Origin of the sequence: Streptomyces sp. NPDC101132, assembly GCF_044759225.1 — a bacterium.
In the GTDB taxonomy this organism is placed as follows: domain Bacteria; phylum Actinomycetota; class Actinomycetes; order Streptomycetales; family Streptomycetaceae; genus Streptomyces.
In genome coordinates, this window is sequence record NZ_JBIVYX010000005.1 from 55200 (window position 1) to 71032 (window position 15833).

Annotated in this window: 15 protein-coding genes; 3 read left to right on the forward strand and 12 right to left on the reverse strand. The window is 72.6% G+C overall.

Annotated features, from left to right (window positions below; translation table 11 throughout):
- Positions 1-45 precede the first annotated feature (45 nt).
- From ACIQUR_RS13125 to ACIQUR_RS13165, 9 genes are all read right to left on the reverse strand, one after another.
- Entirely contained in the window at positions 46-1356 is a 1311-nt protein-coding gene (locus ACIQUR_RS13125; protein ID WP_403662875.1) for a sensor histidine kinase, read from the reverse strand.
- Positions 1357-1362: 6 nt separating this feature from the next.
- On the reverse strand, positions 1363-2253 hold the full coding sequence (locus ACIQUR_RS13130; RefSeq protein ID WP_403662878.1) for a DUF5936 domain-containing protein: 891 nt from the start codon (positions 2251-2253) through the stop codon (positions 1363-1365).
- Between the two features lie 11 nt (positions 2254-2264).
- Complete coding sequence (locus ACIQUR_RS13135; protein ID WP_403662881.1) at positions 2265-3203, reverse strand: type II secretion system F family protein; 939 nt, start codon at positions 3201-3203, stop codon at positions 2265-2267.
- A gap of 39 nt (positions 3204-3242) precedes the next feature.
- On the reverse strand, positions 3243-4601 hold the full coding sequence (locus ACIQUR_RS13140) for a CpaF family protein (protein ID WP_403662884.1): 1359 nt from the start codon (positions 4599-4601) through the stop codon (positions 3243-3245).
- On the reverse strand, positions 4598-4957 hold the full coding sequence (locus ACIQUR_RS13145; RefSeq protein WP_403662887.1) for a TadE/TadG family type IV pilus assembly protein: 360 nt from the start codon (positions 4955-4957) through the stop codon (positions 4598-4600). The genes ACIQUR_RS13140 and ACIQUR_RS13145 overlap by 4 nt, the downstream gene beginning before the upstream one ends.
- Position 4958: 1 nt before the next feature.
- A complete protein-coding gene (locus tag ACIQUR_RS13150) occupies positions 4959-5348 on the reverse strand; it encodes a TadE/TadG family type IV pilus assembly protein (protein ID WP_403662890.1) in 390 nt (129 codons plus the stop codon).
- A 2-nt stretch (positions 5349-5350) separates the two neighbouring features.
- Positions 5351-6658, reverse strand: a complete 1308-nt coding sequence (locus ACIQUR_RS13155; protein ID WP_403662893.1) for a CpaE family protein — start codon at positions 6656-6658, stop codon at positions 5351-5353.
- A gap of 7 nt (positions 6659-6665) precedes the next feature.
- On the reverse strand, positions 6666-7367 hold the full coding sequence (gene cpaB, locus ACIQUR_RS13160) for a Flp pilus assembly protein CpaB (RefSeq protein ID WP_403662896.1): 702 nt from the start codon (positions 7365-7367) through the stop codon (positions 6666-6668).
- 272 nt (positions 7368-7639) lie between these two features.
- Positions 7640-8485, reverse strand: coding sequence for a hypothetical protein (locus ACIQUR_RS13165; RefSeq protein ID WP_403662899.1), 846 nt, complete (start codon positions 8483-8485; stop codon positions 7640-7642).
- A 404-nt stretch (positions 8486-8889) separates the two neighbouring features.
- Between ACIQUR_RS13165 and ACIQUR_RS13170 the strand changes: the two genes are divergently transcribed.
- The gene (locus ACIQUR_RS13170; protein WP_403662902.1) at positions 8890-10584 is read left to right on the forward strand and encodes a chitinase; all 1695 of its coding nucleotides are present in this window, start codon (positions 8890-8892) and stop codon (positions 10582-10584) included.
- Positions 10585-10742: 158 nt separating this feature from the next.
- Complete coding sequence (locus ACIQUR_RS13175) at positions 10743-12074, forward strand: M14 family metallopeptidase (RefSeq protein WP_403662905.1); 1332 nt, start codon at positions 10743-10745, stop codon at positions 12072-12074.
- Positions 12075-12185: 111 nt separating this feature from the next.
- Here the strand turns inward: ACIQUR_RS13175 and ACIQUR_RS13180 are convergent, their stop codons facing one another.
- Genes ACIQUR_RS13180 through ACIQUR_RS13190 form a run of 3 tightly spaced genes read right to left on the reverse strand, consistent with a single transcriptional unit; the run spans position 12186 to position 14406 of the window.
- Positions 12186-12596, reverse strand: coding sequence for a RidA family protein (locus ACIQUR_RS13180; RefSeq protein ID WP_403662908.1), 411 nt, complete (start codon positions 12594-12596; stop codon positions 12186-12188).
- Positions 12593-13453: an IclR family transcriptional regulator gene (locus ACIQUR_RS13185; protein WP_403662911.1), complete on the reverse strand. Its 861-nt coding sequence runs from the start codon at positions 13451-13453 to the stop codon at positions 12593-12595. Before ACIQUR_RS13185 ends, ACIQUR_RS13180 begins: the two co-directional genes overlap by 4 nt.
- Positions 13450-14406 (reverse strand): sugar kinase, encoded by a 957-nt coding sequence (locus ACIQUR_RS13190; protein ID WP_403662914.1) that lies wholly within the window; start codon positions 14404-14406, stop codon positions 13450-13452. Before ACIQUR_RS13190 ends, ACIQUR_RS13185 begins: the two co-directional genes overlap by 4 nt.
- Before the next feature lie 118 nt (positions 14407-14524).
- On the opposite strand from ACIQUR_RS13190, the gene ACIQUR_RS13195 reads away from it, so the two are divergent.
- Positions 14525-15814, forward strand: a complete 1290-nt coding sequence (locus ACIQUR_RS13195) for an alanine racemase (protein ID WP_403662917.1) — start codon at positions 14525-14527, stop codon at positions 15812-15814.
- The last annotated feature ends 19 nt before the right edge of the window (positions 15815-15833 follow it).

Sequence of the window (15833 nt, forward strand, 5' to 3'; positions counted from 1 at the left end):
CCGCCTCCTCTCGTGGGTTGCGGGAGCGTGGGTGAGCGGTCGGTTCTAGTGCGGGGTCAGGGCCGCGACCGGCAGGTCGAGGCGCACCTCCGTGCCGGAGGCGGTGCGGCCGCGGCCGATGCGGATGCGGGCGCCGATGGAGGCGGCGCGCTCGACCATGCCGACCAGGCCGAAGTGGCCGGACCTGCGGAGTTCTTCGAGGGTGGTGCCGGGCGGCAGGCCCGTCCCGTCGTCCAGCACGCTGATGCGGAGCAGGCTGTTGACGATGCCGGCCTCGACGACGACGTGCGTGGCCCGGGCGTGCCGGTGGGCGTTCTCCAGGGCTTCGGAGGCGACGGTGAGGAGTTCGCGGGCGACCGTGTGCGGGACGGCGGGTACGGGAGCGGATCCGAGCCGGCGGAACTCGGCCGGGATGCCGGTCCGCGCACCGAAGTCACGTACCCGTGCGTCGAGTTCGTCCCCGACCTGGACGCCGCCGTCCAGGTCGCCGTCGCGGCGCAGGTCGGCCAGCAGTTCGCGTGACTCGGCGGCCGCCCGGCGGGCCGAGCGGGCCACCAGTTCGGCCTGGTGCTTCACGGTGAGCGGGTCCATGCGGCCGGCCGAGGCGGCCAGCCCGTCCGCGGCCAGGGCGAGGCCGTGCAGCGTCTTGGCCACCGAGTCGTGCATCTCCCGGGCGAGGCGGGACCGCTCCTCGCCCACGGCCTCGGTGACGGCGAGCCGGGCCCGGGTCTCGGTGAGGGCCTGGCTGGCGGTGCCGAAGCGGAAGAGGAGGTTGCGCAGGGCCACGCCCACGGCGCCCGCGATGAGGCAGAGGCCCGGCAGCATGACGGCGCCCACGGCCGTGGCGTTCAGGTCGGAGTCGGCCGCGTACACCCCGGCGACGGCGCAGGCCTGGAGGGCGGCGTAGATCGCGGAGCCGCGCCACCCGTAGACCAGGCCGGCCAGCAGCGGCGTGCAGACGATCACGAAGCCCAGCGGGGACTCCGGCGTGGCCGTGACCAGCAGCAGGGTGCTGAAGAACATGTCGACGGCCAGCACCCAGCGGTACTTCAGCAGCAGCGGACCGAAGCGCTCCCAGTCGCGGAAGAGCAGGTACGAGCCCATGAAGGTGACCAGGACGGCGCCGCCGACCAGCCAGGTCGCCAGGCCCGGGGCGGTGTGCCCGAGGGCGAAGGGCGTGCCCAGGGCGATCATCGCCAGCCGGAAGCCGAAGACCTGGCGGCACATGGCCTGGAGGGCGTTGATCTGGATCGACAGGGCGGGGGCGGGCTGCTGCTGCGGGAGGGCGCGCACCCGTTCCAGCTCGCGCAGCGGGCCGCGGAGCTGGAGGGTCGGGTTCGTCGTGCCGGAGTACACCGCCGCTCACCCGCCCAGGAAGGCGTCGAAGTCGAGGTTGGCGCCGTAGATGAACCCGCAGACCAGCAGGATGAGCGTGCCGGGCAGCATGAACGTGGTGACGGCGAAGGTGGCCTTGGGGACGGCGCGGGCGGCCCGGCGGCGGGCGTTCTGGGCGTCGGCGCGGCGCATGTCCTCGGCGATCTGGATGAGCGTCTCCACGATCGGGGAGCCGAGCTCCTCGCCCTGCTGGAGGGCGGTGACGAACTGGGCGACCTGCTCGCTGTCGTTGCGCTGGCGCAGTTCGTCGAAGGCCTGGCGGCGGCTGACGCCCATGTCCATCTGGCGCAGGGTGATCCGTACCTCGTCCGACCAGGGGCCCCGGTACTTGTCCGCGACCCGCTCCAGGGCCTGGCGGAAGCTGAGGCCGGCGCTGACGACGACCGCGAGGACGTCGAGGAAGTCGGGCAGGGTGCGCTCGATGTCGTCCCGGCGGACGCGGACGGCGGACCAGAGGCCGACCTCGATCCAGAAGGCGCCGAAGCCCACCATGAGCAGGGCGAGTACGAGCTGCCCGTTGATCAGCATCGCGAAGGCGCCGGCCCCGCCGAGGGCGGCGTACACGGCGCGGCGGGCGGCGTAGCGGTCGATGGTGAGGCCGCCGGGGTTGCCGGCCATGTCGATCTGCTTGCGCTTCTTGTTGACCCTGGCCGGGCCCATCATCCGCAGCACGGCGGGTGCGTAGCGGATGCCCATGCGGTCGATGACGGAGCCGGCGGCGGAGGTGCGGGTGGCGCCGACCTCCAGGGCGAGGACGAGGTCCGAGGGCAGCTTCACCTCGGCCCGGTACATCCGGATGCCGTGGAAGGCGCCCATCACGCAGAGGGCGGCGGCGAGGGCGAGCAGGAGGGCGGTCATGGGCTGCTCCCTCAGACGTCGATCTTGGACAGGCGGCGGATGATGACGAAGCCGGCCGTGAAGAGGCCGATGGCGATGATCACGGCGGTCTGGCCGATGAAGGCGCCGGTCATGCGGTCGAGGGCGCCGGGCATCATCGCGTCCACCATCAGCAGCGATCCGAGGCCGATCACGGGTACGGCGTACGCGGTGACCGTGACCTGGGAGAGCTGGGTCTTGATCTCGCGCCGGGTCTCCTTGCGCTGCTCCAGCGTCACGGTGAGGTTCCGCAGGGAGCCGACGATGGCGCCGCCGGCCCGGCTGGACAGGACGAGGGTGGTGACCAGCACGACCAGCTCGCGGGAGGGGAGCCGGTCCGCCAGCTCGCCGAGCGCGTCGTCGATGGAGGCGCCGACGGCCAGCCGGTCGGCGACGCGGGCGAGTTCCTCGCCGGCCGGGGCCTCCAGCTCGTCGGCCGCCATGGCGATGGCGGTGCGGAGGGCGAGGCCGGCCTGGGTGGCGTTGGCGAGGATGCGGGACAGCTCCGGGAGCTGGTTGATGAACTTCTCGATGCGCTTGCCGCGCTGCCAGTTGAGGAAGGCGTTGGCCCCCCAGAGGCCGATGAGGCCCGCCACCGGTCCGAAGAAGGCGGCCAGCAGGGAGGCGGCGATCAGCCAGACGCCGAGGACCCCGCCCAGCATGTAGACGAAGAACTCGCCCGGGGTGAGGTCGAGGCCGGTCGCGGCGAGTTTGCGCTCGATGGCGAGCCCCAGCCGCGTCCTGCGCAGTCTGCGGTCCACCCCGCGGAACCTGCGCTGACGGCCCCCGGACTCGATCCGGCCGGCCGACGACAGCCGGTCGATCAGCGCCGCCCGCTGCGCCCTGCCCGTGGTGTAGGCGTGCACGCCGAGGACCACCAGGACGCTGCCCAGCAGGGTCACGCCGATCGTGAGCAGTGCGATGTTGTTCATGGCGGGTGGCGGCTTCCTCGTCGTGTGGTGCCGGTACGGCTAGCCGGCGGTCCGGGTGGTGAGCTGGTCCTCTGTCACGGCGACCCCGAAGGCCTGCGGAATCGGCTGGTTGTTCATGTACAGGCGGTCGGCGATGCGGCGCGGGAGCGGGTGGTACTCGAAGTGGCCGTAGACCCGTCCGTCGCCGGCGACGGGCTGGGCGAGGAACCGGCAGACCGAGGTGATGCGGAACGGCTCCCGGCCGTGGGAGTCGAGGATCGCGATCTCGGTGATCCGGCGGGAGCCGTCCGCGTGGCGGGTGAGCTGCACGATGACGTCGACGGCGCTGTTGATCTGGTCCTGGAGCGCGACGAAGGGCACCTCGACCTCGGACATCGAGGCGAGGGTCTGGAGGCGCATCAGCGCGTCCTCGGCGCTGTTGGCGTGGACGGTGGCGAGCGAGCCGTCGTGGCCGGTGGACATGGCCTGGAGCATGTCGAGGGTCTCGCCGCCGCGGACCTCGCCGACGATGATCCGGTCGGGGCGCATGCGGAGGGAGTTGCGGACCAGGTCGCGGATGGTGATCTGGCCCTTGCCCTCGACGTTCGCGGGCCGGGTCTCCAGGCGGATGACGTGGGACTGCTGGAGCTGGAGCTCGGCGGAGTCCTCGATGGTGATGATGCGCTCGCCCTCGGGGATGAGGCCGGAGAGGGCGTTGAGGAGCGTGGTCTTCCCGGTGCCGGTGGCGCCGGAGACGATCACGTTCATCTTCGCCTGCACCAGGCCGGCGAGCAGGTACAGCATGTGCTCGTCGAGGGAGCCGAGGCCGATCAGCTCCTGGAGGGTGTAGGCCCGCGGGAAGCGCCGGATGGTCAGGGTGGCGCCGGTCAGGGACAGCGGCGGGATGATGACGTTCACGCGCTCGCCGCTGGGCAGGCGCGCGTCGACCATCGGGTTGGCCTCGTCCACGCGGCGGTTGACCGTGGAGACGATGCGCTCGATGGTCTGCATCAGCTGCTCGTGCGAGGCGAAGCGCAGGGGGAGCTGCTCCACGCGGCCGGCCCGCTCCACGTAGATGTGGTCGGGTCCGTTGACCATGATCTCGGAGATCGAGGCGTCCTCCAGGAGCGGCTCCAGGACGCCGAGGCCGAGCGCCTCGTCGACGACGCGCCTGATCAGCTGCGACCGCTCGGCGGTGGAGAGGACCGGCCCCTCGCGGCTGATGATGTGGCCGAGTACGCGCTCCAGGCGGGCCCTGCGCTCGGTGGTGGCGAGCGAGGACATCTCCGCGAGGTCGATCTCCTCCAGGAGCTTGGCCCGGTACGCGGCGACCAGGTGGCCGTCCTCCCGGGCGCTGTGGTGCTCCTCGGGGGACTGGATGCGGGCGCTCAGGCCGCCCCGGCCCTCGCGGAACGTCATTCGGCGTCCTTCGGCATGGTGGCGGTGCGGACGGCGTCGTCGAAGCTCAGGCCCGGCACGATCGAGGTGATGCGGAGCCGCGCCTCGGCCGTGACCCGGTGGCCGGAGCTGTCCACGGTGATGGTGGAGTGCTCGGCGAGGCCCCCGTTGATCGCGGCCCGGCCGGCCGCGGCCCCGTTACTGCCGTGCAGCGCCTGGTAGCGGGCCGCGGCGCGGGCGGCGGTGCCGGCCTGCTCGTACGCGTACGCGACGTACCCGATCTGGAGGCCCGCGACCGCTATCAGGAGCAGCAGCGGCAGGAAGCCGGCGTACTCGATGAGGACCTGCCCGCGGTCGCGTCCGTTCCTTTCCCTCATCTCAGTCCTCCGTCCGCTCGTCCACTGCTCCGCCGCGGGCGGTGATGGTCATGCCTCCGAGGTCGAGCCCGGGGTAGAGGACCGGCACCTTGACCGTGACCGAGGCGCAGTAGAGGTGTCCGCCGTTGCGGGGGCAGTTCGCGGTCACACCCCATGAGGCGGCTATGTGTTCCTCGGCCGCCGCCTGGCAGGCGGCGCTGCCGTGCACGGCACCGGCGCGGGACGCCTCGTCGGCCGCGTTGCCGACGAGGATGAACGCGTAGCCGATCAGCACGCACTCCCAGACGGCCGCGACGACCAGCAGGATGAAGGGCCACGTGCCCACGAACTCCACCGCCGTCTGCCCCCGGTCCGAGCCGGCCGCGGGCCCGGGCCTCCGTATCCCGGACATGCTCAGTCCCCCTCCCCCGCCGGCAGTGCCGGGCCTCCCGTGCCGCGGCGCTTCCACAGGCCGATCGAGCCGCGGTCGCCGCCCGCGCGGAGGGCGAGTTGGCCGCCTCGGCCGGCCGGGGGCCGGGGCTGGTCGTCCGAGGGCTTCGTCAGGCCCAGTTCGCCGGCCAGGCCCCACAGGGCCTGCTTGACCGTCGACCGGTTGTCGAGGTCCTGGACGCGGCCCGCGTCCACGACGCCCTGGAGTTCCTTGTAGGCGGCCGGGACCGCGATGCGGGCCACCTTGGTCTTGGTGATCTTCTCGATCAGCGAGGGCTGTATCTCGGTGTGCTTGGTGTGGCGGTTCACGACCATCGCCGTCTCCTCCGCCTTCCTGACCTGGAGCCTCTCCCACATGCGCACCATGCGCTTGGCCGCCCGGACCGCCACCACGTCGGGGGTGGTCACCAGGACGGCGACGTCGGCCATCTCCACCGCCGCCGCGTTCGCGCCGTTCATCTGCGTGCCGCAGTCGATGACGACCAGCTCGTACCGGTTCCTCAGGGCGCTCACGATCTGCCGGGCCGCACGGTCGTTCACCTCCTCGCCGCGTTCGCCGTCGCCGGGGGCCAGCAGCAGGGCCAGCCCCGTCCTGTGGTCGTACACCGCGTCCTGGAGGACGCGCGGGGAGATGTCCTGGATCCCGGCGAGGTCCGCGATCGAGCGGCGGAACTGGACGTCCAGGTACGAGGCGACGTCCCCGGCCTGGAGGTCCATGTCCACCAGGGCGGTACGGCGGCCCGACGCGGCGGCGGCCAGGGCGAACTGGACGGCGGCGAAGGTGGTGCCGACGCCGCCCTTGGCGCCGGTGACGGTGACGACGGAGCCGCCGGGGCCGGTGAACACGTCGCCGCCGCGGCCCAGGTGGCGGCGTACGCCGACGGACCACTGGGCGGCGGCCTGCACGCGGGCGGCGAGTTCCTCGTACGAGAGCGGGAGCCCGATCAGGCCGCGGGCGCCCGAGTCCATGGCCGCCGCGAAAAGGGCCGGGCCGGCGTCGGCCGTGACCAGCACGACGCCGACCGCCGGGAAGCGGAGCGCGACCTCGCGGATGAGTTCGAGGGCGGGGACCGGGCCGATGCGTTCGTGGACCAGGACGACCTCGGGCAGCTCCTCGACGGACTCGGCCGCGAGGCGGGCCAGGGTGTCGAGCAGCGAGGTGGAGTCGGTGACGGGCGCGCCGGGCTCCGCGGACGGGAGCTGGCTGAGGAGGGTGGTGATGGAGCGGGCGGCGTCCGGGTCGCCGACCGCCGGGAGGATACGGGTGGTCATCCGGGCCTCACTTGTCCCCTTCGAGGGTGTACATGCGTTCGGCGGGGGTCAGGGAGGTGTCGCTGCCGGGGGCGACGAGGGCCAGCCGGACGTGCTCGGCGAAGGACTCGGCGAACGCGACGCGCTGGGTGTCCTTGGTCTCCAGGGCGAAGGTGATCGGGACGGCCTCGGAGGTGCCGCGGCGGTCGCCCTCGTTCTCCAGGGCGGTGAGCTTGCCGACGTTCAGGACGCGGGCGTTGGTGACGATGATCTTGGAGACGTCGGGGGCGCCGTCCTTCTTGCCCTCGAACGTGGCGATGATGTTGACCTTGTCGCCCGGGTGGATCTTGCCCGCCACGCCCGTCTCGGCGTCGATCATGATGGCGATCTCCTGCTCGCCCGTCTTGAGCTGCGGCCGGTCCACGATCATGTCGGCCTGGAGCAGCGAGCCGGCCTGGAGCGTGGTGAGCACGGTCTTCCGCTCGACCGCCGTGATGTCGGTGACGGCGGTGTCGGGCAGCCAGCGCTTGGGGATCCTGACCCGCTCGAACTGGCCGGCGGACAGCTCCGCGTACGGCGCTATGTCCCTCTTGACGCGGTACGCGACGGCCTCGGGGCCGACCTTGGAGTTGACGTCGCTGATCACGGAGAGGACTCCGACGAAGGCCGCGAAGGCGCACAGGACGGAGAGGAGGAGCAGGATGACACCGCGTCGCTGGCGTGAGTTCATGAGCCGGGCTACCTCGTCGGTCGTGAGTCGGGCGGGTGGTGCTCGGGCGTGAGGGGGGCGGTTCGGGGCGGTCGGTCTCGGGGCCGGGGTCGGAGGCGGATCGGATTCCGGTCGGATTCCGGTCGGGTTCGGAGCGGTTCGGGGCGGTCGGTCTCGGGTCGCGGTCGGCGGCGGGTCGGGTTCCGGTCGAGTCGGGGCGGGTGCGGGGGCGGGCGCTCGGGCGGCCGTGCGGGCTCCCGCCGGCCGTCGCGGCGGCCGGGCGCCCCACGCCCCTACGAGGCCGACGCCAGCGGTGGCGGGGCGAGCGGGGCCTGGCAGAAGCCGCAGCGGTCGCCGATGAGCTCCAGGCCGCACCAGTGGCAGTCGGCCCGGCGTACGGACGCCACCAGCTGGTACAGCACGGAGATGTCGGGGATGGCGGCCGCGAACTCCACCAGGCGCGGGGTGCCCCACCAGCCCGCCGAGTCGGCCGGCAGCGGGCTCTCCAGTACCCCCTGGACCTGCCAGGCGGGGGCGAGTTCGGCGGCCACCCACTCGGAGGTGAGCTGGCCGCGGGCGAAGGTGAGCTGGGTGCCGAACTCGGGGCCCGGGAGGGGTTCCGCGCCCTGGGCGCCGAGGCGGACCAGGCGCGGCTGCGGGTTGGCGAGCACGGCGAACTGCGAGCCCGGCATCCAGGACTTGGCGTGGCTCTTCAGGCTGACGGGTACGCGGTCCAGCCGGGCCACGCTGCCGAGCAGGGCGCCGGCGTAGACGTAGTGCGCCAGCAGGCGGGCGGCCGAGGCGAGGACGCCGGGGCTGAAGTCGCAGATCGAGAGCTGGCGGAGCTGACGCACGAGCAGGGCGATGCCCAGGGGCGGCAGATCGATGTCGAGCAGCGCGATCCGGTCACTCTCCAGAATCGCCCGTACGGTGTGCAGGCGGCGGACGAAAGCGGCCGGAAGCGAGCCGGGTACGACCACCACCAGGTAGCCGTGGCGCTCCAGCAGCGCCGCCGTCTCGGCGAGCGAGCCCTCCAGGTCCACGGCCTCCGGGGACCGGAGCGTCACCGCGGGCGGAGTGTGGCGGTCGGGAGCGGGCAGCACCAGGTCGGCACTGGTGACTGCGATGGCGGTCGGCACGTGAATCCCCCGTTCACCCCGTTCACCGCGGGCGCGCACGTGCTGCGCGACCGCAAATGATCACTGCTCGTCCCTCCTGCTCCAGCACCTTATCCGCGTCATACCTGCCGGGGCAGGGCCTTGTTCTTTCCCGTGGACTGACGACGGGTCACAGTTGGCTGAAAACCGGGACAAGAGGGTGCGGAGGGCGATCCCGCAGTTCTACCCCGCAGGCCGGAAAGAAATGTGACGGGAGCGCAGGAATTCAGTCACTGGCCGATTTACCTATGCCAACACATGATCAAACCCGGTCACCGCCTCCCCTTGCGGGGCAATGGCGCCCAGACCCTTGACAGGGCGATTGGTCTGGACCAACTTGTTGGCGGGCGCCCCAACCCCGCCAACACTCCCCCCACGGAGCCTTCGTGAACCGCATACGCTCCCTCTCCCTGCTCTCCGCCGCCATCTTGACGGCCACGGGCCTCACCGCCCTGGCCGCCGGCACGGCCCGGGCGGCCGACGTCAACGTGGCCCGCAACGGCGGCTACGAGAACGGCCTCGCCAACTGGACCTGCTCCGCCGGCAGCGGCACCACCGTCTCCTCCCCCGTCCACACCGGCACCGCGGCGCTCAAGGCCACCCCCTCCGGCCAGGACAACGCCCGATGCGCGCAGACCGTCACCGTCAAGCCGGGCTCCACGTACACGCTGAGCACCTGGGTGCAGGGCTCGTACGTCTACCTGGGCGCGACCGGCACCGGCACCTCGGACGTCTCCACCTGGACCCCCGGCGGCACCGGCGCCTGGCAGAAGCTCTCCACCACCTTCACCACCGGCGCGAACACCACCCAGGTGACCGTCTACACGCACGGCTGGTACGGGCAGCCCGCCTACCTCGCCGACGAGTTCAGCGTCTTCGGCCCGGACGGCGGCGGGGGCACCGACCCCGGCCCCTCCGTGCCCGGCGCGCCCGGCGGCCTGGCCGCCGGCGGACCGACCGCCTCCTCCGTGAACCTCACCTGGAACGCGGTCGCCGGGGCCGCCGGCTACCACGTGTACCAGGACGGCCAGCGGGTGAAGACGGTCACCGGAGCCACCGGCACCACCGTCACCGGACTGGCCTCGTCCACCACGTACTCCTTCGCCGTGAGCGCGTACAACGCGGCCGGCGAGGGACCGAAGTCGCCCGCCGTCAGCGCCACGACCACCAGCGGCGGGACCAACCCCAACCCGTCCGTGCCCAAGCACGCCCTGACCGGCTACTGGCAGAACTTCAACAACGGCGCGACCGTCCAGCGGATCTCCGACGTCTCCGCGCAGTACGACATCATCGCGGTCTCCTTCGCCGACGCCACCGCCACGCCCGGCGCCATCACCTTCAACCTCGACTCGGCCGGACTCGGCGGCTACACGGTCGCCCAGTTCAAGGCCGACATCGCCGCGAAGAAGGCGGCCGGCAAGTCGGTGATCCTCTCCATCGGCGGCGAGAAGGGCACCATCACCGTCAACGACTCCGCCTCGGCCAACGCCCTCGCCGACTCCGCGTACGCCCTGATGCAGGAGTACGGCTTCTCCGGCATCGACATCGACCTGGAGAACGGCCTCAACGCCACCTACATGACCCAGGCGCTCCGCTCCCTCTCCCAGAAGGCGGGTCCGGGACTGGTCCTGACGATGGCCCCGCAGACGATCGACATGCAGTCGACCTCGAACGCCTACTTCAGGACAGCGCTGAACGTGAAGGACATCCTCACCGTCGTCAACATGCAGTACTACAACAGCGGAGCGATGCTCGGCTGCGACGGCAAGGTGTACTCGCAGGGCTCGGTGGACTTCCTCACCGCCCTGGCCTGCATCCAGCTGGAGGGCGGCCTCGACGCCTCGCAGGTCGGACTGGGCCTGCCCGCCTCCACCAGCGGCGCCGGCAGCGGCTACGTCTCCCCGGCCGTCGTCAACAACGCCCTGGACTGCCTGGCCCGCGGCACGAACTGCGGCTCCTTCAAGCCCTCGAAGACGTACCCCGGCCTGCGCGGAGCCATGACCTGGTCCACGAACTGGGACGCCAAGGCCGGCAGCGCCTGGTCCAATGCGGTGGGCCCGAAGGTCCACGCCCTCCCCTGAGGGAGCGCCGCGCCCCGGGTGAGGGGTGTGGGGGTGTACGTCTAGCGGACGGGTGCGGATTTGGCCGAAGTCCGGCTCTTGACCGGGTCATGTCATGAGCGCACGCTGTGCGCGTCCGCACGGAGCCACCCCCACACCTCCGACCCCAGGAGACCTCAATGCGGCTACGCCCCAGAAAGGCCGCCACCCTCGCGGCCCTTCTCGCGCTCGCCCTCGGCGCACCCGCCGTCGGCGTCAGCGCCAACGCCTCGCCCGCTCCCGTTCCGTCGACGGCGACGCAGGACGAGGCGATCGTCCAGTACGAGATCCACGGCCCCTCGACGCCCGCCGACCGGACCGCGCTGGCCCGGACGGGTGTGTCGATCGACGAGGTCGGCGACCACACGGTCGTCGTCAGCGCCGACCCGATGCAGGCGAAGAAGCTGCGCTCGATGGGCTACCGCCTCCAGGCGCTGCCCGGGCCGGCGAACCGCAACGCCCCCGGCGTCGCGGCCACCCCGATGGACTTCCCCTCGGCCGACTCGCGGTACCACAACTACGCCGAGATGAACGCGGAGATCGACACCCGGCTCGCCGCGTACCCGTCCATCATGAGCAAGCGGGTGATCGGGAAGTCGTACCAGGGCCGCGACCTGATCGCGATCAAGATCAGCGACAACGTCGGCACCGACGAGGCCGAGCCGGAGGTGCTCTTCACGCACCACCAGCACGCCCGCGAGCACCTGACCGTCGAGATGGCGCTCTACCTGCTCCGCGAGTTCGGCGCCGGGTACGGCTCCGACGCCCGCATCACCAAGATGGTCAACGAGCGCGAGATCTGGATCGTCCCGGACCTCAACCCCGACGGCGGCGAGTACGACATCGCCACCGGCTCGTACCGCTCGTGGCGCAAGAACCGCCAGCCCAACTCGGGTTCCTCGTACGTCGGCACGGACGAGAACCGCAACTGGAACTACAAGTGGGGCTGCTGCGGCGGCTCCAGCAGCAGCAAGTCCTCCGAGACCTACCGCGGTGCCGCGCCCGAGTCGGCGCCCGAGGTGAAGGTGGTCTCGGACTTCGTGCGGAGCCGGGTGGTCGGCGGCAAGCAGCAGATCAAGGCCGCGATCGACTTCCACACGTACAGCGAGCTGGTGCTCTGGCCGTACGGCTGGACCACGGCCGACACGGCCGCGGGCCTGACCGCGGACGACCAGGCGGCCTTCGCGACCGTCGGCCGCAGGATGGCGACCAGCAACGGCTACACCCCGGAGCAGTCGAGCGACCTCTACATCACGGACGGGTCGATCGACGACTGGCTGTGGGGCGTGCACAAGATCTTCGGCTACACCTTCGAGATGTACCCGGAGACCTCCTGGGAGGGCGGTTTCTACCCGCCCGACGAGGTGATCGAGCGCGAGACGAGCCGGAACAAGGACGCGGTGCTCCAGCTGCTGGAGAACGCGGACTGCATGTACCGGTCCATCGGCAAGGAGTCGACGTACTGCGTCTGACGCCCGCCGCGTGACCAGGGGCGCCCCACCGCCAGGGGGGCGCCCCTTTCCCGTGTCCCGGCCGGACGGACGGCCGGGCCGGGCGGACGGGCCGGGCGGACGGGCGGTGCGTCAGCCGAGGACGGCGAGGGCGTCGATCTCGATGAGCAGGCCGGCCGGGAGGCCGACGTAGACGGTGGTGCGGGCGGCCGGGGCCTGCTTCAGGCCCTGCTCCTCGAAGTACGCGTTGTAGATCTCGTTCATCTCGGCGAAGTGGCCGGTGTCGGTGAGGTAGACGCGGATCATCATCACGTCGTCCCAGCCGGCGCCGCCCGCCTCCAGCACCGACCGGACGTTCTCCAGCGTCTGGAGGGTCTGCTCGCGCAGGGTGGGCCCGGCGACCGTGGGCGGCTGTCCCTCCACGGCCGGGAGGAAGCCGACCTGACCGGCGACCTGGAGGATGTTGCCCTTGCGCACCCCGTGCGAGAAGGCCGCGGGCGGGGCGGTGTGGGTGGGCGGGGTGACGGCGGTCTTCTCGGTCACGGCGTGGGTTCCTTGCTGTCGGTGTGGTGGGCGTGGTCCGTCCGGTCGGACCGGTCCGGACGTGCGGTGTGGTCCGTGCGTGCGGTGTGGTCCGTGCTGTCGGTGTGGTCCGTGCTGTCGGTTCCCGCGTAGTCGTGGCCGACCGCCTCGGCGGTGCGGCGCACCTCGGGCAGCAGCGCGAGCAGCCCTTCGGCGCTGACGACCACGTTCGGGGCGGAGAGGGAGAGCGCGGCGACGACCCGGCCCGCGTAGTCGCGCACCGGCGCGGCCACGCAGTTGATGGACTCCTCGTGCCCGCCCAGGTCGGCGGCCCAGCCCTGGTCCCGTACGGTGGCCAGCTCGGCCAGGAAGGCCCGGGCGTCCGGCGTCGAACGCGGCGTGTAGGCGGGGTAGTCCAGGCGTTCGGCGAGCGCGGTGCGCTCCGGGAGGGGCAGGTCGGCCAGGAGCAGCTTGGCGACGGCGGCCACCGTGATGGCGACCGGCTTGCCGATGCGGCTGTACATCCGGACCGGGTACCGGCTGTCGATCTTGTCGATGTAGAGCACCTCGTTGTCCTGGTGGACGGCGAGGTGGACGGTGTGGCCGGTGCGCTCGTTGAGCTCGACGAGGTGCGGGTGGGCGATCTCGCGCACGTCGAGGTTCTCCACGGCCTGTGCGGCGAGTGCGAAGAGCCGGGCGCCGAGGCGGTACCGGCCGTCCTGCTGGCGGTGGACGAAGCGGTGCTCGTGCAGGGTGCGCAGGAGGCGCAGGGCGGTGGACTTGTGGACGTCCAGCGCCGAAGCGACGGTGCCGAGGTCGGCGGGGCCCTTCGCGAGCAGCGGCAGGATGCCGAGGGCCCGGTCGACGGTCTGGCTCATGGGGTGTCCTCCGCTGCTGGGGTGGTGGCCGGCGTCGCCGCCGGGGCCGGGGCGGTCACGGCCCCCGGCGGTGATACGTCGCCCGGTGTGGCGAGGGCGGCCCCGGCGAACCGGTGTGCCAGGCGCAGCCGCTCCGCCGGGCGCAGTCCCCTGAGTACCCCCGCGAGGTAGCCGGCCGCAAACCCGTCGCCGGCGCCGGTGGCGGCCACCACCTCCACGCGCGGGGCGGGCACGAAGACCTCGGTGTCGCCGGTGCCGGCCTCGCGGGTGAACAGGGTGGCCCCGCGCGCCCCGTCCTTGACCACCAGCTGCGCGGGTTCCGGCAGCAGGGCGCGCAGCGCGGCGGGGCCGGTGGCGCCCCAGAGGGCGGCGGCCTCGTCGGCTCCCGCGAAGACCAGGCCGGCCCGGCGGGCCAGGGTCAGCAGCAGGCCCGGGTCCTGGCGGAGGGCGCGCCGGTGGTTGAGGTCGAAGGAGACCAGGGCGGCGCGGGGCGCCCCAGTGAGGGCGAGCAGCAGGTCGGCGCAGCTCGCGGAGAGGGCGGCGGTGATGCCGGTGAGGTGCAGGACCCGGGCGGCCAGCAGGGCGGGGTCGAAGCAGCCGGGGGCCATGGCGGAGGCGGCCGAGCCGGCCCGGTAGTAGGCGACGCCGTCCGCGCCGGCGGCCCGGTCGGCGGCGGTGCGGAAGTAGATCCCGGTGGGGCGCGCGGGGTCGCGTACGACCCCGGAGACGTCCACCCCGTACGCGGCCACGCGGGCGGTGACGTACCGGCCGAAGGCGTCGTCGCCGACCCGGCTCAGCCAGCGGGTGCGGTGGCCGGCGGCGGCGAGGGCGCAGGCGACGTTCGACTCGGCCCCGCCCGCGCTGCGTACGAAGGCGTCGGCGTCCGCCAGTCCCGCTCCGGGGGCGGCGGGCCGCAGCGCCACCATCGACTCGCCCACCGCGACCAGATCCATCCGTCACCCGCCTAGGCTCGTTGACCAGCGCTCCACCCGGATGCTAGACAGCGTGGAGCGAGCACCGCAACGACCGTTGCACCATATGCAACACCCGTACGGCAGTTGGAGGCTGGGCATGGAGGACCGCGTGCGGCGACTCGCACAGGAGACCGTCGACCACCGTTTCAAGGGGCTGCCGCCGGACGCCGAGGCCGCCGGACTCACCGTCGGCGAGCTCGCCGCCCAGCACCGCGACCTCCACACCGGCGGGTTCACCACGCCCGTCCTGACGCTCTCGGCCACCGCCCTGGAGCACAACCTCACCGCGCTCGGGACGTACGCGGCCCGGCACGGCCTGGCCTTCGCCCCGCACGGCAAGACCTGCATGGCCCCGCAGCTGTTCGAGCGCCAGCTCGACCACGGCGCCTGGGGCATCACCGCCGCCATGCCCCACCAGGCCCGCGTCTACCGGGCGTTCGGCATCCGGCGGATCTTCCTGGCCAACGAGCTGGTCGACCCGGCCGCCCTGGCCTGGGTGGCCCGCGAGCTCGACGCCGACCCGGACTTCCGCTTCGTCTGCTACGTCGACTCCGTGCGCGGCGTCGAGCTGATGGACGCGGCGCTCCGGGCGGCGGGCGCGGTCCGGCCGGTCGACGTCGTGGTCGAACTGGGCGCGGGGGCCGAGGGCCGCACGGGCGCCCGCACCGAGGCCGACTGCACCGCCGTCGCGGACGCGGTCGCCGCCGTGGAGACCCTGCGCCTGGTGGGCGTGGCCGGGTACGAGGCCACCATGCCCGGCGCCGACGCCGACAGCGTGCGGGCCTGGCTGCGCCGGCTGACCGGGCTGGCCGCCGAGTTCGACAAGGCGGGCCGGTTCGCCGGGACCGGGCTGGAGGAGATCGTCGTCAGCGCGGGCGGCAGCGAGTGGTTCGACGCGGTCGCCGAGGTGTTCGCTGAGGTCCCGGAGCTGTCCCTGCCGGTGCTCCGGCTGCTGCGCTCCGGTGCGTACGTCTCGCACGACCGCGGCTGGTACGAGGGGCTGACCCCCTTCAACCGGGTCCCGGAGGAGGGCGCCCTGCTGCCCGCGTTCCGGCTGTGGACCCAGGTCGTCTCCCGGCCCACCCCCACCCAGGCCTTCGTCAACGCCGGCAAGCGCGACATCGCGTACGACCTCGGGCTCCCGGTGGTCGAGGCGGTGCGCGGGGCCCGCGACGGCATCGAGCGGCCCGCCCCCGAGGGGACCGCCGTGGTCAAGCTGTCGGACCAGCACGCCTGGCTGGAGACGGCCGCCGAGGGGGACCTGGAGGTCGGGGACTGGGTCGGGCTGGGGATGGCCCACCCGTGCACGATCTTCGAGAAGTGGCCGCTGATCCCGGTGGTGGCGGACGACGGCACGGTCACCGACTTCGTCCGCACCTTCTTCTGACCCCGCCCCGGCCCGGCCC

Coding starts and splice junctions, on each gene's coding strand:
- ACIQUR_RS13175 (WP_403662905.1), top strand. CDS start 10,743: ATGCGGCTACGCCCCAGAAAGGCCGCCACCCTCGCGGCCCTTCTCGCG.
- ACIQUR_RS13150 (WP_403662890.1), bottom strand. CDS start 5,348: ATGTCCGGGATACGGAGGCCCGGGCCCGCGGCCGGCTCGGACCGGGGG.
- ACIQUR_RS13130 (WP_403662878.1), bottom strand. CDS start 2,253: ATGACCGCCCTCCTGCTCGCCCTCGCCGCCGCCCTCTGCGTGATGGGC.
- ACIQUR_RS13195 (WP_403662917.1), top strand. CDS start 14,525: ATGGAGGACCGCGTGCGGCGACTCGCACAGGAGACCGTCGACCACCGT.
- ACIQUR_RS13135 (WP_403662881.1), bottom strand. CDS start 3,203: ATGAACAACATCGCACTGCTCACGATCGGCGTGACCCTGCTGGGCAGC.
- ACIQUR_RS13140 (WP_403662884.1), bottom strand. CDS start 4,601: ATGACGTTCCGCGAGGGCCGGGGCGGCCTGAGCGCCCGCATCCAGTCC.
- ACIQUR_RS13190 (WP_403662914.1), bottom strand. CDS start 14,406: ATGGATCTGGTCGCGGTGGGCGAGTCGATGGTGGCGCTGCGGCCCGCC.
- ACIQUR_RS13145 (WP_403662887.1), bottom strand. CDS start 4,957: ATGAGGGAAAGGAACGGACGCGACCGCGGGCAGGTCCTCATCGAGTAC.
- cpaB (WP_403662896.1), bottom strand. CDS start 7,367: ATGAACTCACGCCAGCGACGCGGTGTCATCCTGCTCCTCCTCTCCGTC.
- ACIQUR_RS13185 (WP_403662911.1), bottom strand. CDS start 13,453: ATGAGCCAGACCGTCGACCGGGCCCTCGGCATCCTGCCGCTGCTCGCG.
- ACIQUR_RS13155 (WP_403662893.1), bottom strand. CDS start 6,658: ATGACCACCCGTATCCTCCCGGCGGTCGGCGACCCGGACGCCGCCCGC.